The organism is Methylobacterium sp. WL119, from assembly GCF_008039875.1.
Lineage (GTDB): Bacteria > Pseudomonadota > Alphaproteobacteria > Rhizobiales > Beijerinckiaceae > Methylobacterium.
This window is the reverse complement of sequence record NZ_VRUU01000046.1, coordinates 12,600-34,919: the sequence shown is the minus strand read 5'-3', so window position 1 is coordinate 34,919 and position 22,320 is coordinate 12,600. Positions and strand designations below refer to the sequence as shown.

At 71.3% G+C, this 22,320-nt stretch carries 24 protein-coding genes; 13 read left to right on the top strand and 11 right to left on the bottom strand.

Annotated elements, in window-relative coordinates:
• Positions 1-9: 9 nt before the first annotated feature.
• Together FV227_RS16685 and FV227_RS16680 are read right to left on the bottom strand one after the other, a co-directional pair.
• A complete protein-coding gene (locus FV227_RS16685; protein ID WP_147729183.1) occupies positions 10-723 on the bottom strand; it encodes a response regulator in 714 nt (237 codons plus the stop codon).
• The gene (locus FV227_RS16680; protein ID WP_147859478.1) at positions 723-1,235 is read right to left on the bottom strand and encodes a MarR family transcriptional regulator; all 513 of its coding nucleotides are present in this window, start codon (positions 1,233-1,235) and stop codon (positions 723-725) included. Before FV227_RS16680 ends, FV227_RS16685 begins: the two co-directional genes overlap by 1 nt.
• A gap of 250 nt (positions 1,236-1,485) precedes the next feature.
• On the opposite strand from FV227_RS16680, the gene FV227_RS16675 reads away from it, so the two are divergent.
• The 3 genes from FV227_RS16675 (at position 1,486) to FV227_RS16665 (ending at position 3,224) form a co-directional block, all read left to right on the top strand.
• Positions 1,486-2,373, top strand: coding sequence for a branched-chain amino acid aminotransferase (locus tag FV227_RS16675; protein WP_147728600.1), 888 nt, complete (start codon positions 1,486-1,488; stop codon positions 2,371-2,373).
• 110 nt (positions 2,374-2,483) lie between these two features.
• Positions 2,484-2,792, top strand: coding sequence for a DUF3072 domain-containing protein (locus FV227_RS16670; RefSeq protein WP_147859477.1), 309 nt, complete (start codon positions 2,484-2,486; stop codon positions 2,790-2,792).
• Positions 2,793-3,014: 222 nt separating this feature from the next.
• The gene (locus FV227_RS16665; RefSeq protein WP_147728602.1) at positions 3,015-3,224 is read left to right on the top strand and encodes a Flp family type IVb pilin; all 210 of its coding nucleotides are present in this window, start codon (positions 3,015-3,017) and stop codon (positions 3,222-3,224) included.
• 6 nt (positions 3,225-3,230) lie between these two features.
• On the opposite strand, the gene FV227_RS16660 is transcribed toward FV227_RS16665, so the two are convergent.
• The 3 genes from FV227_RS16660 to FV227_RS16650 all read right to left on the bottom strand — a co-directional run bounded on the left by FV227_RS16660 (position 3,231) and on the right by FV227_RS16650 (position 7,800).
• A complete protein-coding gene (locus FV227_RS16660) occupies positions 3,231-4,025 on the bottom strand; it encodes a DUF937 domain-containing protein (RefSeq protein ID WP_147728603.1) in 795 nt (264 codons plus the stop codon).
• Between the two features lie 201 nt (positions 4,026-4,226).
• Positions 4,227-5,573: an MATE family efflux transporter gene (locus FV227_RS16655; protein ID WP_147859480.1), complete on the bottom strand. Its 1,347-nt coding sequence runs from the start codon at positions 5,571-5,573 to the stop codon at positions 4,227-4,229.
• Between the two features lie 214 nt (positions 5,574-5,787).
• Complete coding sequence (locus FV227_RS16650; RefSeq protein WP_147859476.1) at positions 5,788-7,800, bottom strand: monovalent cation:proton antiporter-2 (CPA2) family protein; 2,013 nt, start codon at positions 7,798-7,800, stop codon at positions 5,788-5,790.
• 260 nt (positions 7,801-8,060) lie between these two features.
• Here FV227_RS16650 and FV227_RS16645 point away from each other — a divergent pair, with 260 nt between their 5' ends.
• The 6 genes from FV227_RS16645 (at position 8,061) to rnhA (ending at position 13,357) form a co-directional block, all read left to right on the top strand.
• Positions 8,061-9,749 (top strand): methyl-accepting chemotaxis protein, encoded by a 1,689-nt coding sequence (locus FV227_RS16645; protein WP_147859475.1) that lies wholly within the window; start codon positions 8,061-8,063, stop codon positions 9,747-9,749.
• 211 nt (positions 9,750-9,960) lie between these two features.
• The gene (locus tag FV227_RS16640; RefSeq protein WP_147728446.1) at positions 9,961-10,170 is read left to right on the top strand and encodes a type II toxin-antitoxin system HicA family toxin; all 210 of its coding nucleotides are present in this window, start codon (positions 9,961-9,963) and stop codon (positions 10,168-10,170) included.
• A gap of 56 nt (positions 10,171-10,226) precedes the next feature.
• Positions 10,227-10,634 carry a type II toxin-antitoxin system HicB family antitoxin gene (locus tag FV227_RS16635; RefSeq protein WP_147728445.1) on the top strand — a complete coding sequence of 136 codons (408 nt, stop codon included), beginning with the start codon at positions 10,227-10,229 and terminating at the stop codon, positions 10,632-10,634.
• Positions 10,635-10,799: 165 nt separating this feature from the next.
• Positions 10,800-11,810, top strand: a complete 1,011-nt coding sequence (gene ispH / locus FV227_RS16630) for a 4-hydroxy-3-methylbut-2-enyl diphosphate reductase (RefSeq protein WP_147728444.1) — start codon at positions 10,800-10,802, stop codon at positions 11,808-11,810.
• A gap of 114 nt (positions 11,811-11,924) precedes the next feature.
• On the top strand, positions 11,925-12,890 hold the full coding sequence (locus FV227_RS16625) for a homoserine kinase (RefSeq protein WP_147728443.1): 966 nt from the start codon (positions 11,925-11,927) through the stop codon (positions 12,888-12,890).
• Positions 12,887-13,357: a ribonuclease HI gene (gene rnhA / locus FV227_RS16620; protein WP_147728442.1), complete on the top strand. Its 471-nt coding sequence runs from the start codon at positions 12,887-12,889 to the stop codon at positions 13,355-13,357. The genes FV227_RS16625 and rnhA overlap by 4 nt, the downstream gene beginning before the upstream one ends.
• Before the next feature lie 20 nt (positions 13,358-13,377).
• On the opposite strand, the gene FV227_RS16615 is transcribed toward rnhA, so the two are convergent.
• The gene (locus tag FV227_RS16615; RefSeq protein ID WP_147728441.1) at positions 13,378-14,019 is read right to left on the bottom strand and encodes a DedA family protein; all 642 of its coding nucleotides are present in this window, start codon (positions 14,017-14,019) and stop codon (positions 13,378-13,380) included.
• 108 nt (positions 14,020-14,127) lie between these two features.
• On the bottom strand, positions 14,128-14,610 hold the full coding sequence (locus tag FV227_RS16610; protein WP_147728447.1) for a peroxiredoxin: 483 nt from the start codon (positions 14,608-14,610) through the stop codon (positions 14,128-14,130).
• 488 nt (positions 14,611-15,098) lie between these two features.
• Between FV227_RS16610 and FV227_RS16605 the strand changes: the two genes are divergently transcribed.
• Both FV227_RS16605 and FV227_RS16600 read left to right on the top strand, forming a co-directional pair.
• Positions 15,099-15,383, top strand: a complete 285-nt coding sequence (locus tag FV227_RS16605; RefSeq protein ID WP_147859474.1) for a hypothetical protein — start codon at positions 15,099-15,101, stop codon at positions 15,381-15,383.
• Between the two features lie 64 nt (positions 15,384-15,447).
• Positions 15,448-16,065, top strand: a complete 618-nt coding sequence (locus FV227_RS16600) for a YqgE/AlgH family protein (protein WP_187274848.1) — start codon at positions 15,448-15,450, stop codon at positions 16,063-16,065.
• 79 nt (positions 16,066-16,144) lie between these two features.
• On the opposite strand, the gene FV227_RS16595 is transcribed toward FV227_RS16600, so the two are convergent.
• The 4 genes from FV227_RS16595 to FV227_RS16580 form a co-directional block, all read right to left on the bottom strand.
• Positions 16,145-16,777 (bottom strand): TadE/TadG family type IV pilus assembly protein, encoded by a 633-nt coding sequence (locus tag FV227_RS16595; RefSeq protein ID WP_147729037.1) that lies wholly within the window; start codon positions 16,775-16,777, stop codon positions 16,145-16,147.
• A gap of 16 nt (positions 16,778-16,793) precedes the next feature.
• The gene (locus tag FV227_RS16590; protein ID WP_147729038.1) at positions 16,794-17,462 is read right to left on the bottom strand and encodes a TadE/TadG family type IV pilus assembly protein; all 669 of its coding nucleotides are present in this window, start codon (positions 17,460-17,462) and stop codon (positions 16,794-16,796) included.
• A gap of 11 nt (positions 17,463-17,473) precedes the next feature.
• Entirely contained in the window at positions 17,474-18,565 is a 1,092-nt protein-coding gene (locus tag FV227_RS16585; protein ID WP_147859473.1) for a pilus assembly protein TadG-related protein, read from the bottom strand.
• A gap of 308 nt (positions 18,566-18,873) precedes the next feature.
• Positions 18,874-19,578, bottom strand: coding sequence for a GntR family transcriptional regulator (locus FV227_RS16580; protein WP_147859472.1), 705 nt, complete (start codon positions 19,576-19,578; stop codon positions 18,874-18,876).
• A gap of 156 nt (positions 19,579-19,734) precedes the next feature.
• Here FV227_RS16580 and FV227_RS16575 point away from each other — a divergent pair, with 156 nt between their 5' ends.
• Positions 19,735-21,033 carry an MFS transporter gene (locus tag FV227_RS16575; RefSeq protein ID WP_147859471.1) on the top strand — a complete coding sequence of 433 codons (1,299 nt, stop codon included), beginning with the start codon at positions 19,735-19,737 and terminating at the stop codon, positions 21,031-21,033.
• 42 nt (positions 21,034-21,075) lie between these two features.
• Positions 21,076-22,152 (top strand): tartrate dehydrogenase, encoded by a 1,077-nt coding sequence (locus FV227_RS16570; protein WP_147859470.1) that lies wholly within the window; start codon positions 21,076-21,078, stop codon positions 22,150-22,152.
• The last annotated feature ends 168 nt before the right edge of the window (positions 22,153-22,320 follow it).

Here is a 22,320-nt window from a genome sequence, read left to right as displayed (position 1 = left end):
CATCGCCCCTCAATCCACCGCGAGCCGGTACCCGACCCCGCGCACGGTCTGCAGGAAGGTCGGGTTGGCCGGGTCGACCTCGGTCTTGCGGCGCAGGCGGTTGATCTGCACGTCGATGGTGCGCTCGGCGGCGAGCCCTCCGCCTCCGGCCAGCACCTCGCGCTCGACGTTGGCGCCGTGGGCGCCGGCCAGGATCGTCAGGATCTCGCGCTCGCGCTCGGTGATGCGGATCATCTCGTCCTCGCGGCGCAGCTCCCCGCGCTCGATCCGGTAGGAGAACGGCCCGAAGGTCACCACGTCGCCGGTGCCGGTGTCGCGGCGCGGGCCCGACGCCCGGTTGATGATGTTGGTGAGCCGGAGCGTCAGCTCGCGCGGCTCGAACGGCTTCGGCAGGTAGTCGTCGGCGCCGATCTCGAGGCCCATCACCCGGTCGTTCGGGTTGGAGCGGGCGGTGAGCATCAGGATCGGCACGCGCGAGGTCTCGCGCACGCTGCGCGCATAGGCGAAGCCGTCCTCGCCCGGCATCATCACGTCGAGCACCATCGCGTCGAAGACCAGGCTCTGCGCCTTGGCCCGCGCCTCGGCCGCGCTCGCGGCGGCGGTGACGCGGAACCCCTGCTCGGCGAGGTAGCGGGCGAGCAGCTCGCGCAGGCGCCGGTCGTCGTCGACCACGAGGACGTGCGGCGCCCCGTCGGAGAGCTCGGTGCGGGCATGGGCGGCCATCAGGCGGCCCCGCCGCCGCGGCGGGCCATCAGGCGGCGCACCACCGCGCGCTCGTCGGGCTCGATCATCGCCATCAGGAAGCTCTCGGGGGCGGCCGCATCCTCCGGCGAGGCCAGCGCGCGGGCCAGCCGCCGCGCCTGCACGCGGGTGAGGTCGGCGGCCAGCGCCGCGCCGCTCGGCGTGCAGGTGAGCAGGCGCTGGCGCCGGTCCTGGGTGCCGGGCCGCTGGGCGATGTAGCCCTGGCCGATCAGGTCCTTCAGCACCCGGTTGAGGCTCTGCTTGGTGATGCGCAGGATGTCGAGCAATTCGGCGATGGTCAGGCCGGGATAGCGGTCGACGAAGTGCAGCACCCGGTGGTGCGCCCGGCCGAAGCCGTACTCGGCCAGGATCCGGTCCGGATCGCCGACGAAGTCGCGATAGGCGAAGAACAGGAGCTCGATCAGGTCGTCGCTGCTGCAGGCGGCGGCCGGCTCGGCGGCGTCCTTGCGTTCGCGGAGGGCGGGAGATGTCACGTGCGGCCCGGGTCCGGTTGCGGCGCGAAGGGCGGGAGAGGAGACGAACGTCGGCGCGAAGGACGTCGGATCGGAGAGGATGGGAAGGAGGAGCGTGCGCGCGATATACGTCAGTGTCGTTGACATATTCCAGGCCGGTTGGTACCCGTCAACCCCGCCGGCGCCGCCCGCATGCGCGCCCATCGACATCGTCCCCGCCGAAGGGCCCGCAGGTTGCGCGGGCCGCGACGATTTCCAGGAAGACGTTCCCATGTCCGTGATCCCGTTCGACGAGCGCGAGGGCACCATCTGGTTCGACGGCGCCATGGTGCCGTGGCGGGACGCCAAGATCCACGTGCTGAGCCACGGGCTGCATTACGGCTCGTCGGTGTTCGAGGGCGAGCGCGCCTATGGCGGGGTAATCTTCAAGAGCCTCGCCCATGCCGAGCGCCTGCGCCGCTCCGCCGAGCTGCTCGACTTCGCGGTGCCGTATTCGGCCGCCGAGATCGTCGCGGCCAAGGAGGCCGTGCTCAAGGTCAGCGGCCTGCAGGACGCGTATCTCCGCCCGGTCGCCTGGCGCGGCTCGGAGATGATGGGCGTCTCGGCCCAGGGCAACACCATCCACCTGGCGATCGCCGCCTGGGAATGGCCGAGCTACTTCGACGCCGCCACCAAGATGAAGGGCATCCGCCTCGACATCGCCGAGTATCGCCGGCCCGATCCCCGCACCGCCCCCTGCGCCTCGAAGGCGGCGGGCCTGTACATGATCTGCACGATCTCCAAGCACCGGGCGGAGAACAAGGGCTATGCCGACGCGCTGATGCTCGACTTCGAGGACAACGTCGCCGAGTGCACCGGCGCCAACGTGTTCTTCATCCGCGACGGGGCGATCCACACCCCCACCGCCGACCGCTTCCTCAACGGCATCACCCGGCAGACGGTGATCGAGCTGGCCCGCCGCCGCGGCCTCGCGGTCACCGAGCGCCGCATCCGCCCCGAGGAGATGGCCGACTTCTCGGAATGCTTCATCACCGGCTCGGCCGCCGAGGTCACCCCGGTCTCCGAGATCGGGCCCTACCGGTTCGCGCCGGGCGCGATCACCCGCACGCTGATGGACGACTACCTCGCCGAGGTGCAGCCACAGGCGCGCGCAGCCTGAAGGCGCGCGCGGCCTGAGGCGTCTTATCCCCCGCCGGTTCCGGCCGGCGGGGAACCTCGGGGATGCGGGCCGCGTTCTGACGGAACATTCCATGAACGCGTGAGTGCCCGATGACCAAGGCCGCTGCCAAGACCACGGCGAAGTCCGATTCGAAGTCCGACGCCAAGTCCGACGCCAAGTCCGACACGAAGTCCGCTTCGAACGAGAACCCGAAGACCGACCCGAAGGACGTGTCGAACCAGATCAAGGATCCCGACCAGTGGACCACCGGCGGCGAGCCGATGACCGGTGCGCAGGCCTCCTATCTCAAGACCCTGTCGGAGGAGACCAAGGAGCCCGAGGCGTTCGATCCCGACATCGACAAGGCCGAGGCCTCCAAGCGCATCGACGCCCTGCGCAAGGAAGCCGGCCACGGCTGAGCGGGGCGAAGGCGCCCGCGCGGGCCCGCTCCCGACGGGTCGCCCGAGCGCCCATCCCCTCTCGCCGCAAGCGGGGGAGGGGACCCGCAAAACGGCCGGTCGCACGGATCCTGCTTCGGCGGATGCCGCGACCGTCGCCCGTCGCCGATCGAGTTAAAACATCCTCAAGGTCGCGCGGGTAGGGTCGCCGTGTGCCGGTTCGGCCGAGGAAGGCGATCATCGATGTCGAGGACGGCCGTCGAACTGTCGAAAGGGGCCGGAGCCGTGCCGCCGAAGCGCCGCTTCGCCGCCGACGCGCGCGGCGCGACGAGCATCGAGTACGCCCTGATCTCGGGGCTGGTCTTCCTGGCCATCGTCGGCAGCCTGCGCCTCTACGCGTCCAAGGTCAGCACCGTCTACCAGACCATCGGAAACGCGGTCAGCCAGAACTGACCAACCTCAGCGCGTCCCCGGCCGGCCCTTACGCGACCGGTGCGACGCGTCCGGCTCCGAGGCGGGGTCGGCGTTCGGCGTCGTGCCCGAGGGCTTGGCCGCGGCCGCCTTGGCGGGGTCGGCCTCGGCCCAGAACGCCTCGAACAGGCCCTGCATCGCCTTGACGTTCTGTTCCTGAACCTCGGCGCCGGTCTTCAGCATCTGCTGGAACATGCCGCCGGCGGCATCGGGTTCCGGCTTCGGTGCGGGCTTCGAGACCTGGGGCTTCGAGACCGGGGGCCTGGCGGCCTGCTTCTGCGCCTCCGGCGCGGCCTGCGCCGGGACGAACGCCTTCATCATCTCGGCCCAGCCCGGCGCGACCGCGAACGGCGAGGGCGCCGGGGCGGGCGCCGGCTTGGCCTCCGGAGCCTGCTGGTTCAGCAGCATGTGGACGATGCTCGCGACCACCGCGCCGGCCATCATCGGCAGCATCTGGCGCAGCACCTGCGAGCCGACGCCGCTGGCCGAGGAGGCCTGCTGCAGGATCGCCTGGGTGAGGGCCGGCGAGCCGAACATCTGCCCGAGCATGGTCTCGGCCGGGCTGGGTGCCGGGCTCGCGGCGGGGCGGGCGCCGGCCAGCCCGAACATCTGCGACAGGCCGGTCGGGTCGGGGACGGCGCTGCGCTGCAGCCCGAGCGCGAAGGCCGGCATCAGGGCCTCCATCGCCCGGCGCGTCTGCTCGGGGGTGAGGCCGAACTGCTGGGCCACACTCTGCATCCCGGCGCCGTTCTGGGCCTGAAGCATGTCGAGCGGGTTGAACATCACGCGGCCTTGGTCTGTTCGCCGCGCGGAAAACCGCATCGCGGGCCGCGCGTTCCAAGTCTAGACCCTTATCGACGCCGCTGGCCAGTTGCCGGCCAACGTTCGGGCGCGTCCCGGCGCGATCGGTGCCGCGCATCCACCGGGGATCGCGTCCCGGCCGGGATGCCGGGGACGTCGCGCCTGCCGACGCGACGCGGCGCGCTACACCAGCGCGCCGCCATGGGCCGGGCCGGCGGCGACGCTCGCCTCGGGATCGGGCGCGCGCGCCGGCACCACGACGTCGCGCTCGAGCAGCGTGACCGTGCGGGCGGCCATCAGGATGCCGGCCAGCCCGAAGGCGAGCGAGCCGATGCCGACGCCGGCGAGAACCCCGCGCGGCCCGTACAGGGCGGCGCCCGCGAGCGCCATCGGCATCGTGCCCAGCGTCGCCCGGCCCCAGTTGAGCAGGGTCGAGCGGAACGGGAAGCCGAGGTTGTTGAACGCGGCGTTGGCCAGGAACAGCAGGCCGTTGAAGAACCACACCCCGCCGCTGACGAGGCAGAAGAAGCCGAACAGGTCGGCGGCGACCCCGTCGAGCGCGAACAGCCGCATCAGCGGGCCGCGGGCGAGCACCAAGGCGGCCCACACCACCGCCACGTAGAGGAAGGTCACGAGCGCGCCGTCGCGGAGCACGCCGCGCATCCGGTCGAAGCGGCGGGCGCCCCAGTTCTGGCCGAGGATCGGGCCGATCGAGCCCGACAGGGCGAACAGCCCGCCGAAGGCCACCGGGGTGAGCCGGTCAATCACCACGTTGGCCGCCACCGCCACCGCGCCGTAGCGGGCGAGCACGTGGGCGAGGAAGGCGCTCGCCACCGACGGCGCGAGGTTGGTGAGCACCGCCGGCAGCGCGATCCGGAACACCAGCGGCGCGTCGGCGACCGTCGCCGCGAGGCTCGCGTGCGCCAGCATCCGGTGCTGGCGCACCCCGTGCCAGCCGATCAGCGCGAAGGTGGCGCGCGCCACGCAGGTGGTGATCGCCGCCCCGTCGACCCCGAGCCCGGCCCCGAAGATCAGCAGCGGATCGAGCCCCACCGTCACCAGCGCGCCGCCGAGCGTCACGAACATCGCCTGGCGCGCGGCGCCGACCGCGCGCAGCAGCCCGGAGAACATCATCCCCGGGCCCATCAGCACGTTCGAGGGCAGGGCGATCCAGAGGAAGCGCTCGGCCACGGTCAGCGTCTCGCCCTCCGCGCCGATCGCCCGCAGCAGCGGGTCCGACAGCGGCAGCAGCAGCGCCACGAGGAGGGCGGAGGCGGCGAGCCCGAGCAGCGTCGACGAGGTCGCGATCCGCCGCGCGCCGTCCCGGTCGCCGGCGCCGATCGCGCGGCTGACCAGGGCGCCGGCGGCGATCATCAGGCCGATGTTGATGGCGATGGCGAAGAACTGGACGATCGCGGCGAAGCCGACCGCGGCGGTGAGGTCGGTGTCGCCGAGCTTCGACACGTAGAGCAGCGACAGCAGGTCGACGACGAACACCGCCATCAGGCCGATCGAGCCGGTGGCGCTCATCACCACCACGTGGCGCAGGATCGAGCCGGTGACGAAGCGGCCGGCATCGGGTGGCACGGTCTTCCCTCCCCCCGAAGCGGGGGAGGGAGGGTCTCGCGTCGGCGAGGGCCGTGAGAGGGGAGCGCCGTCTCCGGACGACGCGCTCCGCTCTCTCCCCCTGCTGCGGGGGGGACCCTTCCCCGCTTCAGGGGGAGGGGGAAGGGCGGCGTCCGCCTCACCGCTCACCGCTCTGGACCTCCATCGCCGGCGTGCGGATCGCGCGCGCAGCCTGGGCGTCCGCCTCCGCCTGCGCCGCGGCCTCGGCCTCGCGCTCGGCCTCGCGCTCGGCGGTGTCGACCGGCGGCCGGTCGAGCATGCGGCCGGCGGCCTCGCGGCGGTCGTTGCCGATGATGTCGCGGGTCTCGGCCGAGAGCGCGCGGGCCGGGCGCTGCGGGGCGGTGAGCGGCTCGGGCTTCATCTCGGGCACGCCGATGCCGCGCAGCCAGCCGCCGCCCTCGGGGAGCGCCCCGGCCTGCTGCAGCACGAGGCGGGCGACGTCGCGCTTGCGCACGTCCTCGACCCGCGCGGCGGCGGCGTCGGCGGACAGCCCGAGGCCCTCCAGCGTCGCGCGGCCGAACACCAGGGCGGATTCGGCGGTCTCGCGGATGTGGAAGTCGACGTCGCGGTTCATCAGCTCGACGGCGTGCATCCGGTCGTAGGCGCGGACGTAGGTGCGGACCGACTCGAACTCCTCGTGGACGATGTCGACGATCTTCAGCGCCGCCTCGGCGTCGTCGATGCACAGGCACACCAGGTCGACCCGGCCGATGCCGGCGGCGCGCAGCACGTCGAGGCGGGTGCCGTCGCCGTAGTAGATCCGGAAGCCGAAGCGCGAGGCCGAGCGGATCTGCTCGACGTCCTTGTCGATCACCGTGACGCCGATGCCCTCGGCGAGCAGCACCTGCGTCAGGATCTGCCCGAACCGGCCGAAGCCGATCACCAGGACGCGGGCCTCGGCGCTCTCGACCACGTCGGTGGCCGGCAGCGCCTCGCCGCCGCGGCGGGCGCGGGCGAGGTCGAGCGCCTTGTCGAGGCCCTTGGCCGCCACCGGGCCGATCAGCATGGTGAGGGCGGCGAGCGCCACCGCGAAGCGCGTGGCGGTGGCGTCGGTCAAGCCCAGCGAGCCGGCGAGCGGCAGCAGCACGAAGGCGAACTCGCCGGCCGGCGCCAGGATCGCGGCGCCGCGCACCGCGTCGAGCCAGGTCGAGCCGAACAGGCGGAACAGCCCGGCCACCAGCGCGACCTTGACCAGGATCGCCGCGAAGGTCGCCCCGAACAGCAGCGGCCAGACCGCGCGCACCAGCCCGCCGTCGATCGACATGCCGACGCTCATGAAGAACAGGCCGAGCAGCATGCCGCGGAACGGCTCGATGTCGGCCTCGAGCTGGTGGCGGAAGTTCGATTCCGACAGCAGGATGCCGGCCAGGAACGCGCCCATCGCCATCGACAGGCCGACCTCGGCCATCAGCAGCGCGGTGCCGAGCACCACCAGGAGGGCCGCCGCCGTCATCACCTCGCGGGCGCCGCTCGCGGCGAGCAGGCGGAAGAAGCGGTTCAGGCCGTAGCGGCCGACGAGCACCACGGCGACGATCGCCGCCAGCGCCTTGCCGGTGGAGAGCGCCGCGTCCCCGAGCCAGGGCGCGCCGCTGCCGCCGCCGGCCGATGCCAGGAGCGGCATCAGCGCCAGGATGCCGACGACGGCGATGTCCTGGAACAGCAGCACCGCGAAGGCGCGGCTGCCGTAGGCGGTGCCGAGGTCGCCGCGCTCCTCCAGGAGCTGCAGCGCCACCGCGGTGGCCGAGAGCGCCAGCGTGATGCCGATGATGCCGCTGGCGCTGGGCGCCGCGCCGAGCAGCACGCCGAGGCCCCCGAGCACGATCGCGCAGACGACGAGCTGCGCCGTGCCGAGCCCGAAGATGTCGCGGCGCATCGAGACGAGCTGCGACAGGTGCAATTCGAGCCCGACGATGAACAGCAGCAGCACCACGCCGATCTCGGCGACGCTCGCCGCCGTCTCGGGCTCGGCGATCAGCGACAGGCCGGACGGGCCGATCAGCACCCCGGCGACGAGGTAGCCCAGCACCGCGCTCTGCCCGAGCAGCCGGAAGATCGGCACGCCGATCACCGCCGCCGACAGGAACGTCAGCACCGGCGGCAGGAAGCTCGCATGTTCGGCCGGGCTCGCCATGAAGCGCCTGATCGCGAGGACGGGACGTCCTGCCCTTACCGCGGACGGCGCGGAGGCGCGAGGGCCTTGCGGGTGCCGTTCGTCACCCGGCCGGCCCGCGGCGGCGCGCGGGCCCGCCGGAACGGCCGGCGCGGAACGCCGTCCCTCGGGCACGGATCGGGATTGCGCTTTTGTATTCCTTAACGCGGGCCACCTATACTTTATTGCGAGCAAATGTTCGGGCGCCGAAGCCCATGAAGACTTTATTCCCGGAGTCGCGCGTGTCCCTGAGAAATGTTTCGATCCGCACGCGGCTCGTCGCCGCCTTCGCGACGCTGACCCTGTTCGTGCTCGGGCTCGGGCTCGCCGGCCTGTCCGGCATCGCGACGGTCGAGGAACGGCTGGTCGACGTGCAGACGCGATGGCTGCCGAACGTCCGCGACGCCGGCGCCCTCGACGCGCTGACCGGGCGGTACACCACCAGCCTGCTGCGGCACATGCTCACCACCGAGCCGAAGGCGCTGGCCGCCATCGAGGGCGACATCGCCCAGCGCGGCCAGGCGATCGAGACCGGGATGGCCGCCTACGCGCGCGGCATCGCGCAGCCCGAGGAGCGGGCGCTGTACGAGACCTTCCTGCGCGAGTGGGGCGCCTTCACCGCGACCGAGGCGCCGATCCTCGCCCATTCCCGCGCCGGCGAGAAGGCCGAGGCGCTGCTCGCCTACCAGAGCAAGGGGATCGGCGCGCGCCGCAACGCCTCGATCGCCCTGGAGAGGATCATCGCCCTCAACACGGAGGGCGCCGCGCGCGCGGAAGCGTCCGCCGCGGCATCCGTCGCGCGCACCCGGTTCTGGATGGTCGCGGCCCTCGGGACGGCCCTGGCCCTGGCGGTCGCGATGGCCGTGCTGCTGATCGCCGGCATCGGCCGCGGGATCGACCGCGTCGTCCGGCCGATGCAGGCCCTGGCCGAGGGCGACCTCGAGACCGCGATCCCGCTCCAGGGCACGCGCACCGAGATGGGCCGCGTCGCCGACGCGGTGCAGGTGTTCAAGGCTGCGCTGCTGCGCATGCGGGCGCTGGAGAGCGAGACCGCCCTGGCGCGGGCCGGCGCGGAGGCGCAGCGCAAGGCCGCGATGCGGCAGATGGCCGACACCTTCGAGCGCTCGGTCGGCGGCATCGTCGCGACGGTGACCGCGGCGGCGACCGAGCTGCAGGCGACGGCGCAGAGCATGACGGCGACCGCGACGCAGACGGCATCGCAGTCGACGACGGTGGCGATGGCCGCCGAGGAGGCGGCCTCGAACGTCAACACGGTGGCGGCGGCGGCCGAGGAGCTCGGCTCGTCGGTGCTGGAGATCGGGCGGCAGGTCGGCGGCTCCTCGGCGCTGGCGCAGGGGGCGGTGGCCGAGGCGGCGCAGACGGCGGCCGTGGTGCAGGACCTGAGCGAGGCGGCGGCCCGGATCGGCGACGTGGTGGCGATGATCTCGTCGATCGCCGGGCAGACCAACCTGCTCGCCCTGAACGCCACGATCGAGGCGGCGCGCGCCGGCGAGGCCGGCCGCGGCTTCGCGGTGGTGGCGGCCGAGGTGAAGGAGCTCGCCGCGCAGACGGCGCGGGCCACCGGCGAGATCGGCAGCCAGATCGGGCGGATCCAGGACTCGACCCGCCAGGCGGTCGCGGCGATCGACGCGATCGCGGGACGGATCCGGGAGATCTCCGGGGTGTCGGCCTCGATCGCGGCGGCGGTGGAGGAGCAGGGCGCGGCGACCCAGGAGATCGTGCGCAACGTCGGCGAGGCGGCCTCCGGGACGGGGGCGGTGACGGCCAACATCGGCGGGCTCGCGGCGGCGGCCGACGAGACCGGCGCCGCGGCCTCGCAGGTGCTGACCTCCGCCACCGAGCTGTCGCGCCAGTCCGAGCACCTCAACGCCGAGATGAGCCGCATGCTGGCTTCGCTCCGCGCCGCCTGAGGCGGGGCCGGAGGGGGCGGCGGTCGCGTCCCGGTTGCGGGACGCGCGGTCACGAAGGTCGGACGGCAGGCGCGCGCTGCCGATCGCGCCGTCCGCACGCGCGCTTGCCATACACAAGCTTGCGCAACGACGGGCGACGCTTATAATCCGGCTTGCAGGCCCGCGGATCGACGGCGCTGCGGCCGCAGCGAGCGACCCGGACGGGATCGCCATGCCGCCTCGCGTCCGCCTCTCCAAGACCCGCGACCTGCTGGCCGCCCTCGAAGCCGACGGATGGGGGATCGCGCGGAAGGGCCCGGGCGACCATGTCCAGCTCAAGCATTCGACCAGGCCGGGACGGGTGACGGTGGATGCCGGTCGGCGCGAGCAGGCGATCGGCACGCTGCGAAGCGTGTATCGGCAAGCCGGGTGGGCGTGGTGACGCCTCCGCCCTTCGAGGATGAGGCCGGATCGTCGGCCCGACGGGAAGCACCGCCCATGGCCCGTGTCGTCATGCTGATCCACGGCGAGGCCGGAAACTACGGCGCCTCGTTCCCCGATTTCCCCGGCGCCACCACCGGCGCGGACGACCTCGACACGCTCTACGTGAAGGCGGCCGAGATGCTGGCCTTCCATGTCGGCGGCCTGGCCGAGGATGGCGAGCCGATCCCCGGCATCCGCTCGCTCGACGCGCTGCGCCGCGATCGCGTGTTCCGGGAGGACAGCGCCGATGCGATCGTCGCCCTCATCGACGTCGACCTCCCCGGGCGCGCCGTGCGGGTGAACATCTCGGTCGAGGAGAATCTGCTGAAGCGGATCGATCGCGCGGCCGCCTCGGCCGGCGAGACCCGGTCCGGCTTTCTCGCCTCGGCCGCCAAGGCGCGGCTCGTCGGCGCCGGGACCTGAACCCCGACGCGACCCGCGCAGCGCCCCCGAATCCCCACCCTTCGACGAACGCCGGCCCCGGGGGTCACCCGCGCCGGCAAACGTGCTATAGCGCGTGCCCACGCGGCGGGTTTGCCGCGGCCGCCCGGTTGACAGGGCGGGCCCCTCCTCGCCACATCCCGGATCATGAGCGCCATCACGAATCTCGACACCGCCTCGGACGGGGCGTCCGCAACCGCCGCAAAGCCGCCGCTGGAGATCCTGCTCGCGGCCCCCCGCGGCTTCTGCGCCGGCGTGGTGCGGGCGATCGACGTGGTCGAGCGCGCGCTCGCGATCTACGGGCCGCCGGTCTACGTCCGCCACGAGATCGTGCACAACAAGTACGTGGTCGAGAGCTTGAAGCGCAAAGGCGCGGTGTTCGTGCGCGAGCTCGACGAGGTCCCCGACGGCGAGGCGCCGGTGATCTTCTCCGCCCACGGCGTGGCCAAGACCGTGCCGGCCAACGCCGACACCCGCGGCCTGATCACCATCGACGCCACCTGCCCGCTGGTGACCAAGGTCCACCGCGAGGCCGAGATCCACCACAAGCGCGGCCGCCACGTGCTCCTCGTCGGCCATTCCGGCCACCCGGAGGTCGTCGGCACCATGGGCCAGCTGCCCAAGGGCTCGATCACCCTGGTCGAGGACCTCGAGCAGATCGCCGCGCTCGAGCCCGAGAACCCGAACAACCTCGCCTGGGTCACCCAGACGACGCTGTCGGTCGACGACACCCTGCACATCGTCGCGGCCCTGAAGGCGAAGTTCCCGACCATCACCGGGCCGCACAAGGACGACATCTGCTACGCCACCACCAACCGTCAGGAGGCGGTGAAGCAGATCGCGCCGCTGGTCGACGCGCTGATCGTCGTCGGCTCCTCGAACTCCTCGAACTCGCAGCGCCTGCGCGAGGTCGCCGAGCGCGTCGGCTGCCCGATCACCCGCCTCGTGCTCCGCGCCGAGGAGATCGACTGGCCCGCCTTCGAGGGCATCACCAAGCTCGGCCTCACCGCCGGCGCCTCGGCCCCCGAGGTGCTGGTCGAGGAGATCATCGACGCCTTCGCCGCCCGCTACACGGTGACGGTCGACACGGTGCAGACCGTGGTCGAGGACATGGTCTTCCCGCTGCCGCGCGAGCTGCGCAGCGAAGCCGCCGAGTAGGTTCTCTGCGACTTTGGGCGGCGGGTGCCATCGCCCGCCCGTCTCGCCGGCTCGGGCCGGCGGGGAACATCGTCGCGTGCCGATTGATCTGAAGATCCGTAGAAAAGAAGCGCCGTGGCCGTCTACACCGAGGTATCCGACGCGGCTTTGACCGACTTCCTCGCCGATTACGAGATCGGCGGGCTGCTCTCCTACAAGGGCATCGCGGAAGGGGTCGAGAACACCAACTTCTTCCTGCACACCACCGGCGGCGCCTACATCCTCACCCTGTACGAGAAGCGGGTGCGGGCCGGCGACCTGCCGTTCTTCATCGGCCTGATGGAGCACCTGGCGAGCCGCGGGCTGGCCTGCCCGCAGCCGATCCGCAACCGCGACGGCACGGCGCTCGGCACCCTGTGCGACCGCCCGGCGGCGATCGTCAGCTTCCTCGACGGGGTCTCGGTGAAGGCGCCGACCGCGCATCACTGTGCCGAGCTCGGACGCGCCCTGGCCCGGCTCCATGCGGCGGGCGCCGATTTCGGCATGCGTCGCGACAACAGCCTCTCGGTCGGCGCCTGGCGGGGGCTGTTCGACCAGGCCGAGCGCCAGGCCGACGGCGTCGCGCCCGGGCTCGCCGCGCGCACCCGCGACGACCTCGCCCTGCTCGAGGCGCGCTGGCCGGCGAACCTGCCCGGCGGGGTGATCCACGCGGATCTCTTCACCGACAACGTGTTCTTCATCGGCGACGGATTGTCGGGGCTGATCGACTTCTACTTCGCCTGCACCGACGCCTTCGCCTACGACCTCGCGATCTGCCTCAACGCGTGGTGCTTCTCTCCTGAGGGCACCTACCACCGCGACATGGGCGCGGCGCTGATCGCCGGCTACGAGGCGGTGCGCCCGCTGGAGGCCGCCGAGATCGAGGCCCTGCCGATCCTGTGCCGCGGCGCGGCGCTGCGGTTCATGCTGACGCGGCTGGTCGACTGGCTGAACGTGCCGCCCGGCGCCCTGGTGCAGCCGAAGGACCCGCGCGAGTACGACCGCCGCCTGAGCTTCCACCGGCAGGCCGCGGACGCCTCGGCCTACGGATGGTCGCGATGAGCGAGGCGGCGACCGACGCGGCCCCCACCCGGGTCAAGATCTACACGGACGGGGCCTGCTCGGGGAATCCCGGCCCCGGCGGCTGGGGCGCGATCCTGATCTACGGCGACACGCGCCGCGAGATCTCGGGGGGCGAGGCGCACACCACCAACAACCGCATGGAGCTGCTCGCCGCGATCGAGGCGCTGGAGACGCTCAAGCGCCCCTGCCGCGTCGACGTGTTCACCGACTCGCAGTACCTGCGCCAGGGCGTCACCAGCTGGATCCACGGCTGGAAGGCGCGGGGCTGGCGCACCGCCGACAAGAAGCCGGTGAAGAACGAGGACCTGTGGCGCCGCATCGACGCGGCGCGCACCCGCCACACGGTCGAGTGGCACTGGGTCAAGGGCCACGCCAGCGACCCGCTGAACAACCGCGTCGACGCGCTGGCGGTGGCCGCGATGGCGCCGTTCAAGACCCGCCGCTGAGGGGGGAGGACCCGCGCCGCTCAGGCGAGCGGGCCGGGGATCGCGCGCTCGGCTTCGGCGAGCAGCCGCGTCTCGTGGCGGCGCACGAACAGCCACAGGGCCAGGCCGCCGAAGATCACCAGGGCCAGCAGCGCCAGCCCGACGGGGCCGGCGATCTGCTCGATCGAGCGGCCGCAATAGTAGGAGCCCAGCCCCATGCTGGTCGCCCAGGCGAGGCCGCCGAGCCCGTTGAACAGCATGAAGCGGCGGGCATCGAGCCGGTTCACCCCGGCGAGCAGTGCCGCGTAGGCGCGCAGCATCGCGGTGAAGCGGCCGAAGAACACGATCTTCCCGCCGTGCTCGCGGAACAGGTACTGCCCGAGCTTGAGCCGGCCGTGGTCGAGGGCGATCATGCGGCCGTAGCGCAGCAGCAGCGGCATGCCCCAGCGCCGGCCGACCCAGTAGCCAAGGTTGTCGCCGATGATCGCGGCGGCGGCCGCGGCGGCGATGATCAGCGCGATGTTGAGGTTGCCGGTGCTGCCGGCATAGACGGCCGAGGAGATCAGCACGGTCTCGCCCGGCATCGGCACGCCGGCGCTCTCCAGGGTGATGATGACGAAGATCGCGACGTAGCCGTAGGACGCGATCAGGTCGGCGATCGGCAGTTCGTGCAGGAAGGACATGCGGCCCCTGAGGTTGATCGGGCCGCAATTCGCAACGGGAAGGTGGCCATTCGAGGGCGCATGTCCGGCCTCGGCCGGCGCGCCCTCCCAAGGGCGTCCCCGCCGGGATCAGATCACCTTGAGCAGCGCCTCGGCGCTCGAGGTCTCGGCCTTCGAGGGCGATTCCTCGACGTTGAGGACGCGCACCACGCCGTCCTCGACCAGCATCGCGTAGCGCTTGGAGCGGATGCCGAGGCCGAAGCCGCTGCCGTCCATCTCCAGGCCGAGGCCCTTGGCGAAGTCGCCGTTGCCGTCGGCGAGGAACTCGAGCCCTTCCGCGCCGCTGGCCTTCGACCACGCGTCGAGCACGAACACGTCGTTGACCGAGGTGACCGCGATTGCGTCGACGCCGCGCGCGAGGATCGCGTCCTTGTTGTTGACGAAGCCCGGCAGGTGGTTGCGGTGGCAGCTCGGGGTGAAGGCGCCCGGCACGCCGATCAGCACGACGCGGCGGCCCTTGAACACGTCGTCCGTGGTCTTGGCGAGGGGGCCCTCGGGGCCGGTGATGCGGAAGGTGGCCTGGGGCAGGTGATCGCCGACCTGAATCGTCATGTTGGACCGTTCCTCGCGCATCGCGGCATCGCGCCGCTTCGGATCGGCGGTGACGTAGCGCGGCCCGCGGGGGCTGTCGAGCGAGGCGGCGCGCGCAAGGGCGATCGCCAGGGTGATCGCAGGGATGGCGCCGCGGGATCGGGATGCGGTCGCCGGTTCGGGCCGCGCGCCTCGGCGCACCGCCTTCGCCCGCGCGCGCTCCAGGCGCGCCAGCTCCCGGCTGGGCCGGAACAGGAGGATGCGGACGAGGGTCCGCATCTCCGGCGTCCCCGCCGCCTCGACCGCCGCCTGCGCCGCGATGCAGGCATCGACCGTCGTCGCGAGATCGCGATGCGAATTCATCCGTCCTCGATACGGGTTTGACGCGCGGCCCGAAAACATCGAGCTGTCGTGCCATCATCCGATAGTTTTTGTCGGACGTAGATCGGTTACGCTGACCGCATGGCCGACTGTAAAACTGATTTCCGATCATTCGATCGGTGATGCGCATGGGTTCCGAATCCGTCGCAGGTTCCGGCCGAGCGGCCGCCAGGCTGGCGGAGATCGCCCGGTCCCTCGCGATCCCGGTCTCCGCCTTCGACGACCCGCGCGCCTGCCCGCTCGGCGGCCCGCTCGGCGACACGGCGGAGCTGCTTCGCCTGTGGCAGGGGATCGACGACCCGCTGCTGCGCGCGCGCGTGCTCGCTCATGTGCTCGCTTCGGCGCCGGCGACCGCCCAAGGGCGGGGAGCGCTGCCGGACCGGGCGACGCCGGAGCGCGACCCGCCCGCGTGACCGGCGACACCCGCACGGCGTTTTGTCCGCTGGACATCGGGGGGGCGGAGCGTAGCATGCGCGGATGCCCAGGCCTTCGATACCGATGCCCGATTCCGGCGATCCCGCCTACCTCGACGGCCAGTTCCTCGTGGCGATGCCGGGGATGACGGATGCGCGCTTCGCCCGCTCCGTCATCTACGTCTGCGCGCACTCCGCCGACGGCGCGATGGGCATCATCGTCAACAAGCCGGTGACCGACCTGTCGATGCCCGACCTCCTGGTGCAGCTCGACGTGGCGGGCGAGGCCGACGCGATCCGCCTGCGCGAGCGGGTCGGCCACATGCCGGTGCTGATGGGCGGCCCGGTCGAGGGCAAGCGCGGCTTCGTGCTCCACACCGACGACTTCCACATCGACCAGTCGACGCTGATCATCGACGACGGCATCTGCCTCACCGCCACCGTCGAGATCCTGCGCGCGATCGCGGCGGGGGACGGGCCGGCCAGCGCCGTGCTGGCGCTCGGCTATGCCGGCTGGCAGGCGGGCCAGCTCGAGAGCGAGATCATGGCCAACGGCTGGCTCAACTGCCCGGCCGACCCGGACCTGATCTTCCACGCCGACCTCGCCGGAAAGTACGACCGGGCGCTGCGCGGCAACGGCATCGACCCGGCGATGCTCTCGGTCAGCATGGGCCGGGCCTGACGGCGCGGTCCCGCCCGCGCGAAGGGCCGGCTGTCGCGCGCCTTGCAGATCGGCGAGGCGCGCTCAGGTGCAAGCCTCGTCAGGTGCAGGCTTTGCCGCCGGGCATGACGACCTCGTTGTAGGTCGACTTGGCGGGCTGGCCGCCGCGGACCGGCCAGGGCACGTTGGCCTTGAACGTGAACTGGTTGTTGGCCCCGCCGACGAAGCGGATCAGGTTGCTGCCGAGCAGCGGCGCGTAGGGAACGCTCACCTCGGCCAGCACGTAGCGCATGCCGCCGATCTGGAAGCCGTCGGGAACGGTGAGGTCGGCCGCCGTCCCGAGCCCGCGGGCCGTGCCGTTGCTCGTGGCGTAGCTGGAGCAGACCTTGGGACGCTGGCCGCCGCCGTCGGCGTACACGCCGAGCGCGCTGACCACGATGCTGGCCGAGCCGCTGGCATAGGGCGTGAGGACGAGCTTGGCCGAGGCCAGTATGTCGGTCATCGTGGCGGTCGCCATCGGTGTCGCGGCGTCGCCCTGCGCGGTGAGATCCGCGACCGTCCGCGCCAGGAGCGTGACCTTCCGGTAATGGTCGATCGCACGCGCGAATTCCGAGATGCCGAGCGAGATCGTCAGCAGGATCGGAAGAACGAGCGCGAACTCGATCGCCGAGACGCCGCGGGCATCGGATCCGAAGGCGGAGGACGATGCCGGCCGATCGGCCGTCCGCAGCATCGCCCGGTTCCTCGGCCTAGCAGCTCTTGCTGGAAGACGTGTCATAGGGTTCGGTTCGAAACACCGCCGTGGATTGAAGCAGGCGCGAGCCGTCGCCGAAGCTCGGCAGGCTCGCGTAGAGGAAGCCGAACGCGACGCGTTGCTTGACGGCCGCGGTGACGACGACGATCGATCCGGGCTGCGCGCACGCATAGTTCGAGCCGAAGCCCTTGGACCAGTCGCGCGTCTTTGTGTCCAACGGGGTCGGGATCGTGCTGCCGGCGAACGAGCTGCCCAAGGCCACGTCGAGCTTCAGGGTGTCGCAATCGAACACGGTGACGACGCGCGATGCGGTGGTGCCGCAGATCGCGGTCTTCATGGCGGCGAGCAGGGTGCCGGCGTCGCTCTGACCCGCGTTCGAGGTCTGGAATTCTCCCGTGTAGATCGTCCGCCCGGCGCGTTGCAGCGCATCGTCAAGATCGCGCGAGGCCCAGATCAGCAGGGCCGTTTGCAGGACCATGGCCAGCAGGGCGATGAACGGCATCGCGACCAGCGCGAACTCGACGGCGCTGGCTCCATCGCGCGCCGCCGGGAAGCGACGCAGGGCCGGGCCGGTCTTCCGCTGCCGATGACGAGGATGGCGGATCGGATCGACGACAATTCCCGGGCTCAGGGGAGGGGGTTCACGGGTCGGGCGGGCGTTCATGAACACAACGCCTATTCCACGATCCGGAGCTTCTTGTCGGAGACTTTCGTCGTGGTTGGGCAGGAGACGACGATGCGGATGTCGTCGTAGTCGCGATCGCTTCCCGCGCTCGGCGGCCGATCCTCCCACCCGTAATACATGTACTTCCCTTCGCTGCAGCTCGCGGTGGAGGTCGCCGGCGTATGGGTGGTGTTGTTGTTCGGCAGGATGCCGCCGTTGGACTTGTTCCGGCATTGGCTCAGGTTGTCGCAGACGATCGTCTCGAGGATCGGGTTCGAGACCATGTTGACCGTGGTCATGCTGCCGTTGGAATTGACGCGATAGCCCTTCATGCCCATCGTCTGAACGCGCAGTCCGGTGTCGATCATCGTATCGGTGTAGTATTGATACACCTCTTGATTGGGGTCGTCCCAGGCGGACTTGTTGCTGCGCCCGTTCCGGACGTTCCGCAGCATGTAGGACGGCGCCTCGTTGGCGCCGCAGGTCGGGGCCTTGTACTTGGAATAGTCCGACGGCGGCGTCGCGTTGTCGGCGATCGGCACCGGGATCGTGCGGCCCTTGTCGGCGGAGGCCTGCCGGGCCGGGTCGGACGAATAGCAGTAGATGTAGATCCGATTGTAGTCGGCGGCATCGGGAGACAGCTGGCTCACCGTCGGCGGAGCCGTCTCGTAGACGGGGGCGACGCGGTTGACCGTGGTCGCGGTCGCGACGGTGATCTGGCGCGGCATGCCGGGCAGCAGGTGCAGCAGGCTCGTCCGAAGCGTCGTCGAGATGGTCACGCGATAGTTCGCGCCGTCGATCCAGGTGCCGTTGATCTGATAGCCGTTCGCCGCATTGGCCGTGCCGAGGCGGGACGTGAGCTGGGCGTTGGCGAGGCGGAAACCCTCGGCCGCCGCCGCGACCGTATCGGCGTTGGCGACGAGGAGCGCGGTCGCGTCCGCGACGCTGGCCGCGACGGCGCGGATGCGGACGGCATTGCCGTAGTCGATCGCGAGCCCGCCGCCGCCGAGCAGCAACGGCAGGCTCAGGGCGAAGATCACGACGACGTTGCCGCTCTGGTTTCGAGCCAGCGCTGGTCTCGCGCGCGACACGGCCCGACGCATCCGACATCTCCACACGCAACCCAGGCCCGAGATCACCGAGCCTGCAATCCACGGTGCATGTATAGAACCGCAATATTTAACGTGAAGTTGTTCCGCGCGAACGACCGTCCATGAGGCGTCATTGCTCGGTTCGATTTTCCGAAGACCGTAAAAAAGCGCTTAACGCACAGCAACGCGTCCCGATCTCATCGTTTCCGCGCCGAAACGAGGGGCCGGCGGTGGCGCGAAGGACGGCGTGAGACCGGGCGTCCACCGCCGCCTCCGTCCCCGGCGGGACCGAACGGCGCCGGGACACGGCCGCATTCGGGTCAGAGGTGCTTCAGCCCGAAGCTCTCGAGCAGCGGAAGCAGCTCGTCGCGGGCGCGCAGGCGGTGGCTCTGCGCGCGCTCCTGGGCCGCGGCGGCGTCGCCGAGGCGGATCGCCGCGACGATCCGCTCGTGCTCGGCGACCGAGGCTCCGAGCTCCCGGCGCAGCTTGAGCGTCAGCATGCGGGCGCGGTGCGACTGGTCGTTGATCGTCTGGTTGATCCGGATCATGCGGCCATTGCCGGCGCGCTCGACCAGGGTGCGGTGGAAATCCTCGTCGGCATGGCCCCAGGCCGCGTGGTCGCCCGCCGCCCGGGCCTCGGCCATCGCGGTGGTGGCGGCGGCGAGCCGCGCCGCCGCCGCCTCGCGCTCCGCTTCCGGCAGGCCCGCGATCAGCGCCGCCGCCCGCCCCTCGACCGCGATCACCACGTCGTAGATCTCGCGCATGTCGGCCGGCGCCAGCGCGCAGATGACGATGCCCTTGCGCGACAGGATCCGGACGAGGCCGTCCTCCTGCAGGCGGATGGCGGCCTCGTGGACCGGCGTCCGGCTCATGCCGAGGCGCAGCGCGATCTCCTGCTCGGAGGCCTGGTACCCGGGCGGAAACCGCGATTCGCGGATCTCCTCCTTCATCGCCGCATAGGCGTCGTCGACGAGGGAGGGACGCCGGTCGCCCTCCTCGGCCTTCTCCGCACGCACCCGAACCATCACGACCTCCCACCGCGGCGCAGGCCTATCAGCTTCCATGGAGGCTGCAATGCAGGCTTGACGCGGCCGCCTGCAATATCTTACCACATGCCATCTTGCATGGAAGTTGGCACTGAAGACCGACTCGATCGCCGGAGCCCATCCGAGGAGGACACGATGGACCGCTCGCTCGAGCAGGCGACCATGCGCCGGGTCGCGTGGCGCCTGGTGCCGTTTATCTGCCTGCTGTACTTCGTCGCCTTCATCGACCGGGTGAACATCGGCTTCGCCGCCCTGACGATGAACAAGGACCTCGGCTTCACCTCGGCGGTGTTCGGCTTCGGCGCCGGGGTGTTCTTCTTCGGGTACTTCCTGTTCGAGGTGCCCTCGAACTACATCCTCGACAAGGTCGGCGCGCGCCTGTGGATCGCCCGGGTGATGATCACCTGGGGGATGCTGTCGGGCGCCTTCGCCTTCATCCAAGGCGAGACCAGCTTCTACGTGCTGCGCTTCCTGCTCGGCGCGGCGGAAGCCGGGTTCTTTCCCGGCATCATCCTCTACCTGACCTACTGGTTCCCGGCCCGCTACCGCGCGGCGGTGGTCTCGCTGTTCATGGCGGCGGCGCCGATCTCGGTGCTGCTCGGCTCGCCGCTCTCCAGCGCGCTCTTGGAGATGGAGGGCCTCCTCGGCCTGCACGGCTGGCAGTGGATGTTCATCGTCGAGGCGGTGCCGGCCGTGATCCTCGGGGTCGTCGTGCTGTTCTACCTCACCGACCGGCCCGAGAAGGCGACGTGGCTCGCCGACGACCAGCGCGCCTGGCTCGTCGCGGAGATGGACGCCGAGCGCGCCGGCAAGCGGGTGCACGCCAAGCACGGCCTCATGGCCGGGATCACCGACATCCGCGTGCTGGCGCTCGCGCTGATCTATCTCGGCACCTCCGCCGGCCTCTACACGCTCGGCATCTGGGCGCCGCAGATCATCAGGAGCTTCGGCCTGTCGACGCTGGCGGTCGGCTTCCTCAATGCCGTGCCGCCGACGATCGCGGTGGTCGCGATGATTCTGTGGGCGCGCCATTCCGACCGGACCGGCGAGCGCACCTGGCACGTGGTCGTCGCCTGCCTCGTCGCGGCGGCCGGCCTGATGCTGGCCGGCGGCGCCGCCTCGACGCTGGCGGTCGTCGCGGCCCTGAGCCTCGTCAACGTCGGCATCAGCGCGGCCAAGCCCCCGCTCTGGGCGATGCCGACGATGTTCCTGTCCGGCTCGGCCGCGGCGGTGGGCATCGCCACGATCAACGCGATCGGCAACCTCGGCGGCTTCGTCGGCCCCTGGGCGATCGGCTGGATCAAGGACCGCACCGGCAGCTTCACCGGCGGCCTGGTCTTCGTGGCGGCGCTCCTCGTCCTCTCGGCCGTCCTCACGCTCGTCGTCGCCCGTTCCGGGCGGCGGGCCGAGCCGGCCGGCGCCACCGCGCGCTAGAACCCCGCTCGATCCGCGCACCGCATCCCACGGAGACCCGTCATGACCACCTACAGAATCGCCGCCATTCCCGCCGACGGCATCGGCATCGAAGTCATCGCCGCCGGCATCGAGGTGCTCGACGCGCTCGCCGAGAAGGCCGGCAGCTTCGATTTCCGGTTCGACCACTTCGACTGGGGCTCGGACTACTACAAGCGCCACGGCGTGATGATGCCCGCCGACGGGCGCGACCAGATCCGCCACCACGACGCGATCTTCTTCGGCGCCGTCGGCGCGCCCGACGTGCCCGACCACATCACGCTCTGGGGCCTCAGGCTCGCAATCTGCCAGCCCTTCGACCAGTACGCCAACGTCCGCCCGACCCGGATCCTGCCCGGCATCACCTCGCCGCTGCGCCACGTGTCGGGGCCGGAGCTCGACTGGGTGATCGTGCGCGAGAACTCGGAAGGCGAGTATGCGGGCGTCGGCGGGCGCGTGCACCAGGGCCATCCGAACGAGGTCGCCACCGACGTCTCGATGATGACCCGCTCCGGGGTCGACCGGATCATCCGCTACGCCTTCAAGCTCGCGCAGTCGCGCCCGCGCAAGCTCCTGACCGTGGTGACGAAGTCGAACGCCCAGCGCCACGCCATGGTGATGTGGGACGAGATCGCGGCGGAGGTCGCCTGGGACTTTCCCGACGTGACCTGGGACAAGATGCTGGTCGACGCCATGACCATGCGCATGACGATGAAGCCGCAGACCCTCGACACCATCGTCGCGACCAACCTCCACGCCGACATCCTCTCGGACCTCGCCGCGGCGCTCGCCGGCTCGCTCGGCATCGCGCCGACCGCCAACATCAACCCGGAGCGCACCTACCCGTCGATGTTCGAGCCGATCCACGGCTCGGCCTTCGACATCACGGGCAAGGGCATCGCCAACCCGATCGCCACCTTCTGGACCGCGTGCCAGATGCTGGAGCATCTCGGCGAGGCGCCGGCGGCCGACCGGCTGATGCGCGCGGTCGAGCGCGTCACCGCCGACCCGAGCCTGCACACGCCGGACCTCGGCGGCACCGCCACCACGCGCCAGGTCACCGACGCGGTCATCGCCGCGATCCGCGGCGACAACGCGTAGGTCGTTCGGGGGGCCGGGAAGCACCGCCCCGCCCCTCTCCCGTCCGGGAGAGGGGACCCGCGCCTCGACCACGCCGTGTCGCGTAACGAGCCGAGGACCATCGCATCACGTCCGCGCGACGGGCCTTCACCGGAACCATCGCCCGGGTAAGGTGGTTGCCTGCAACGC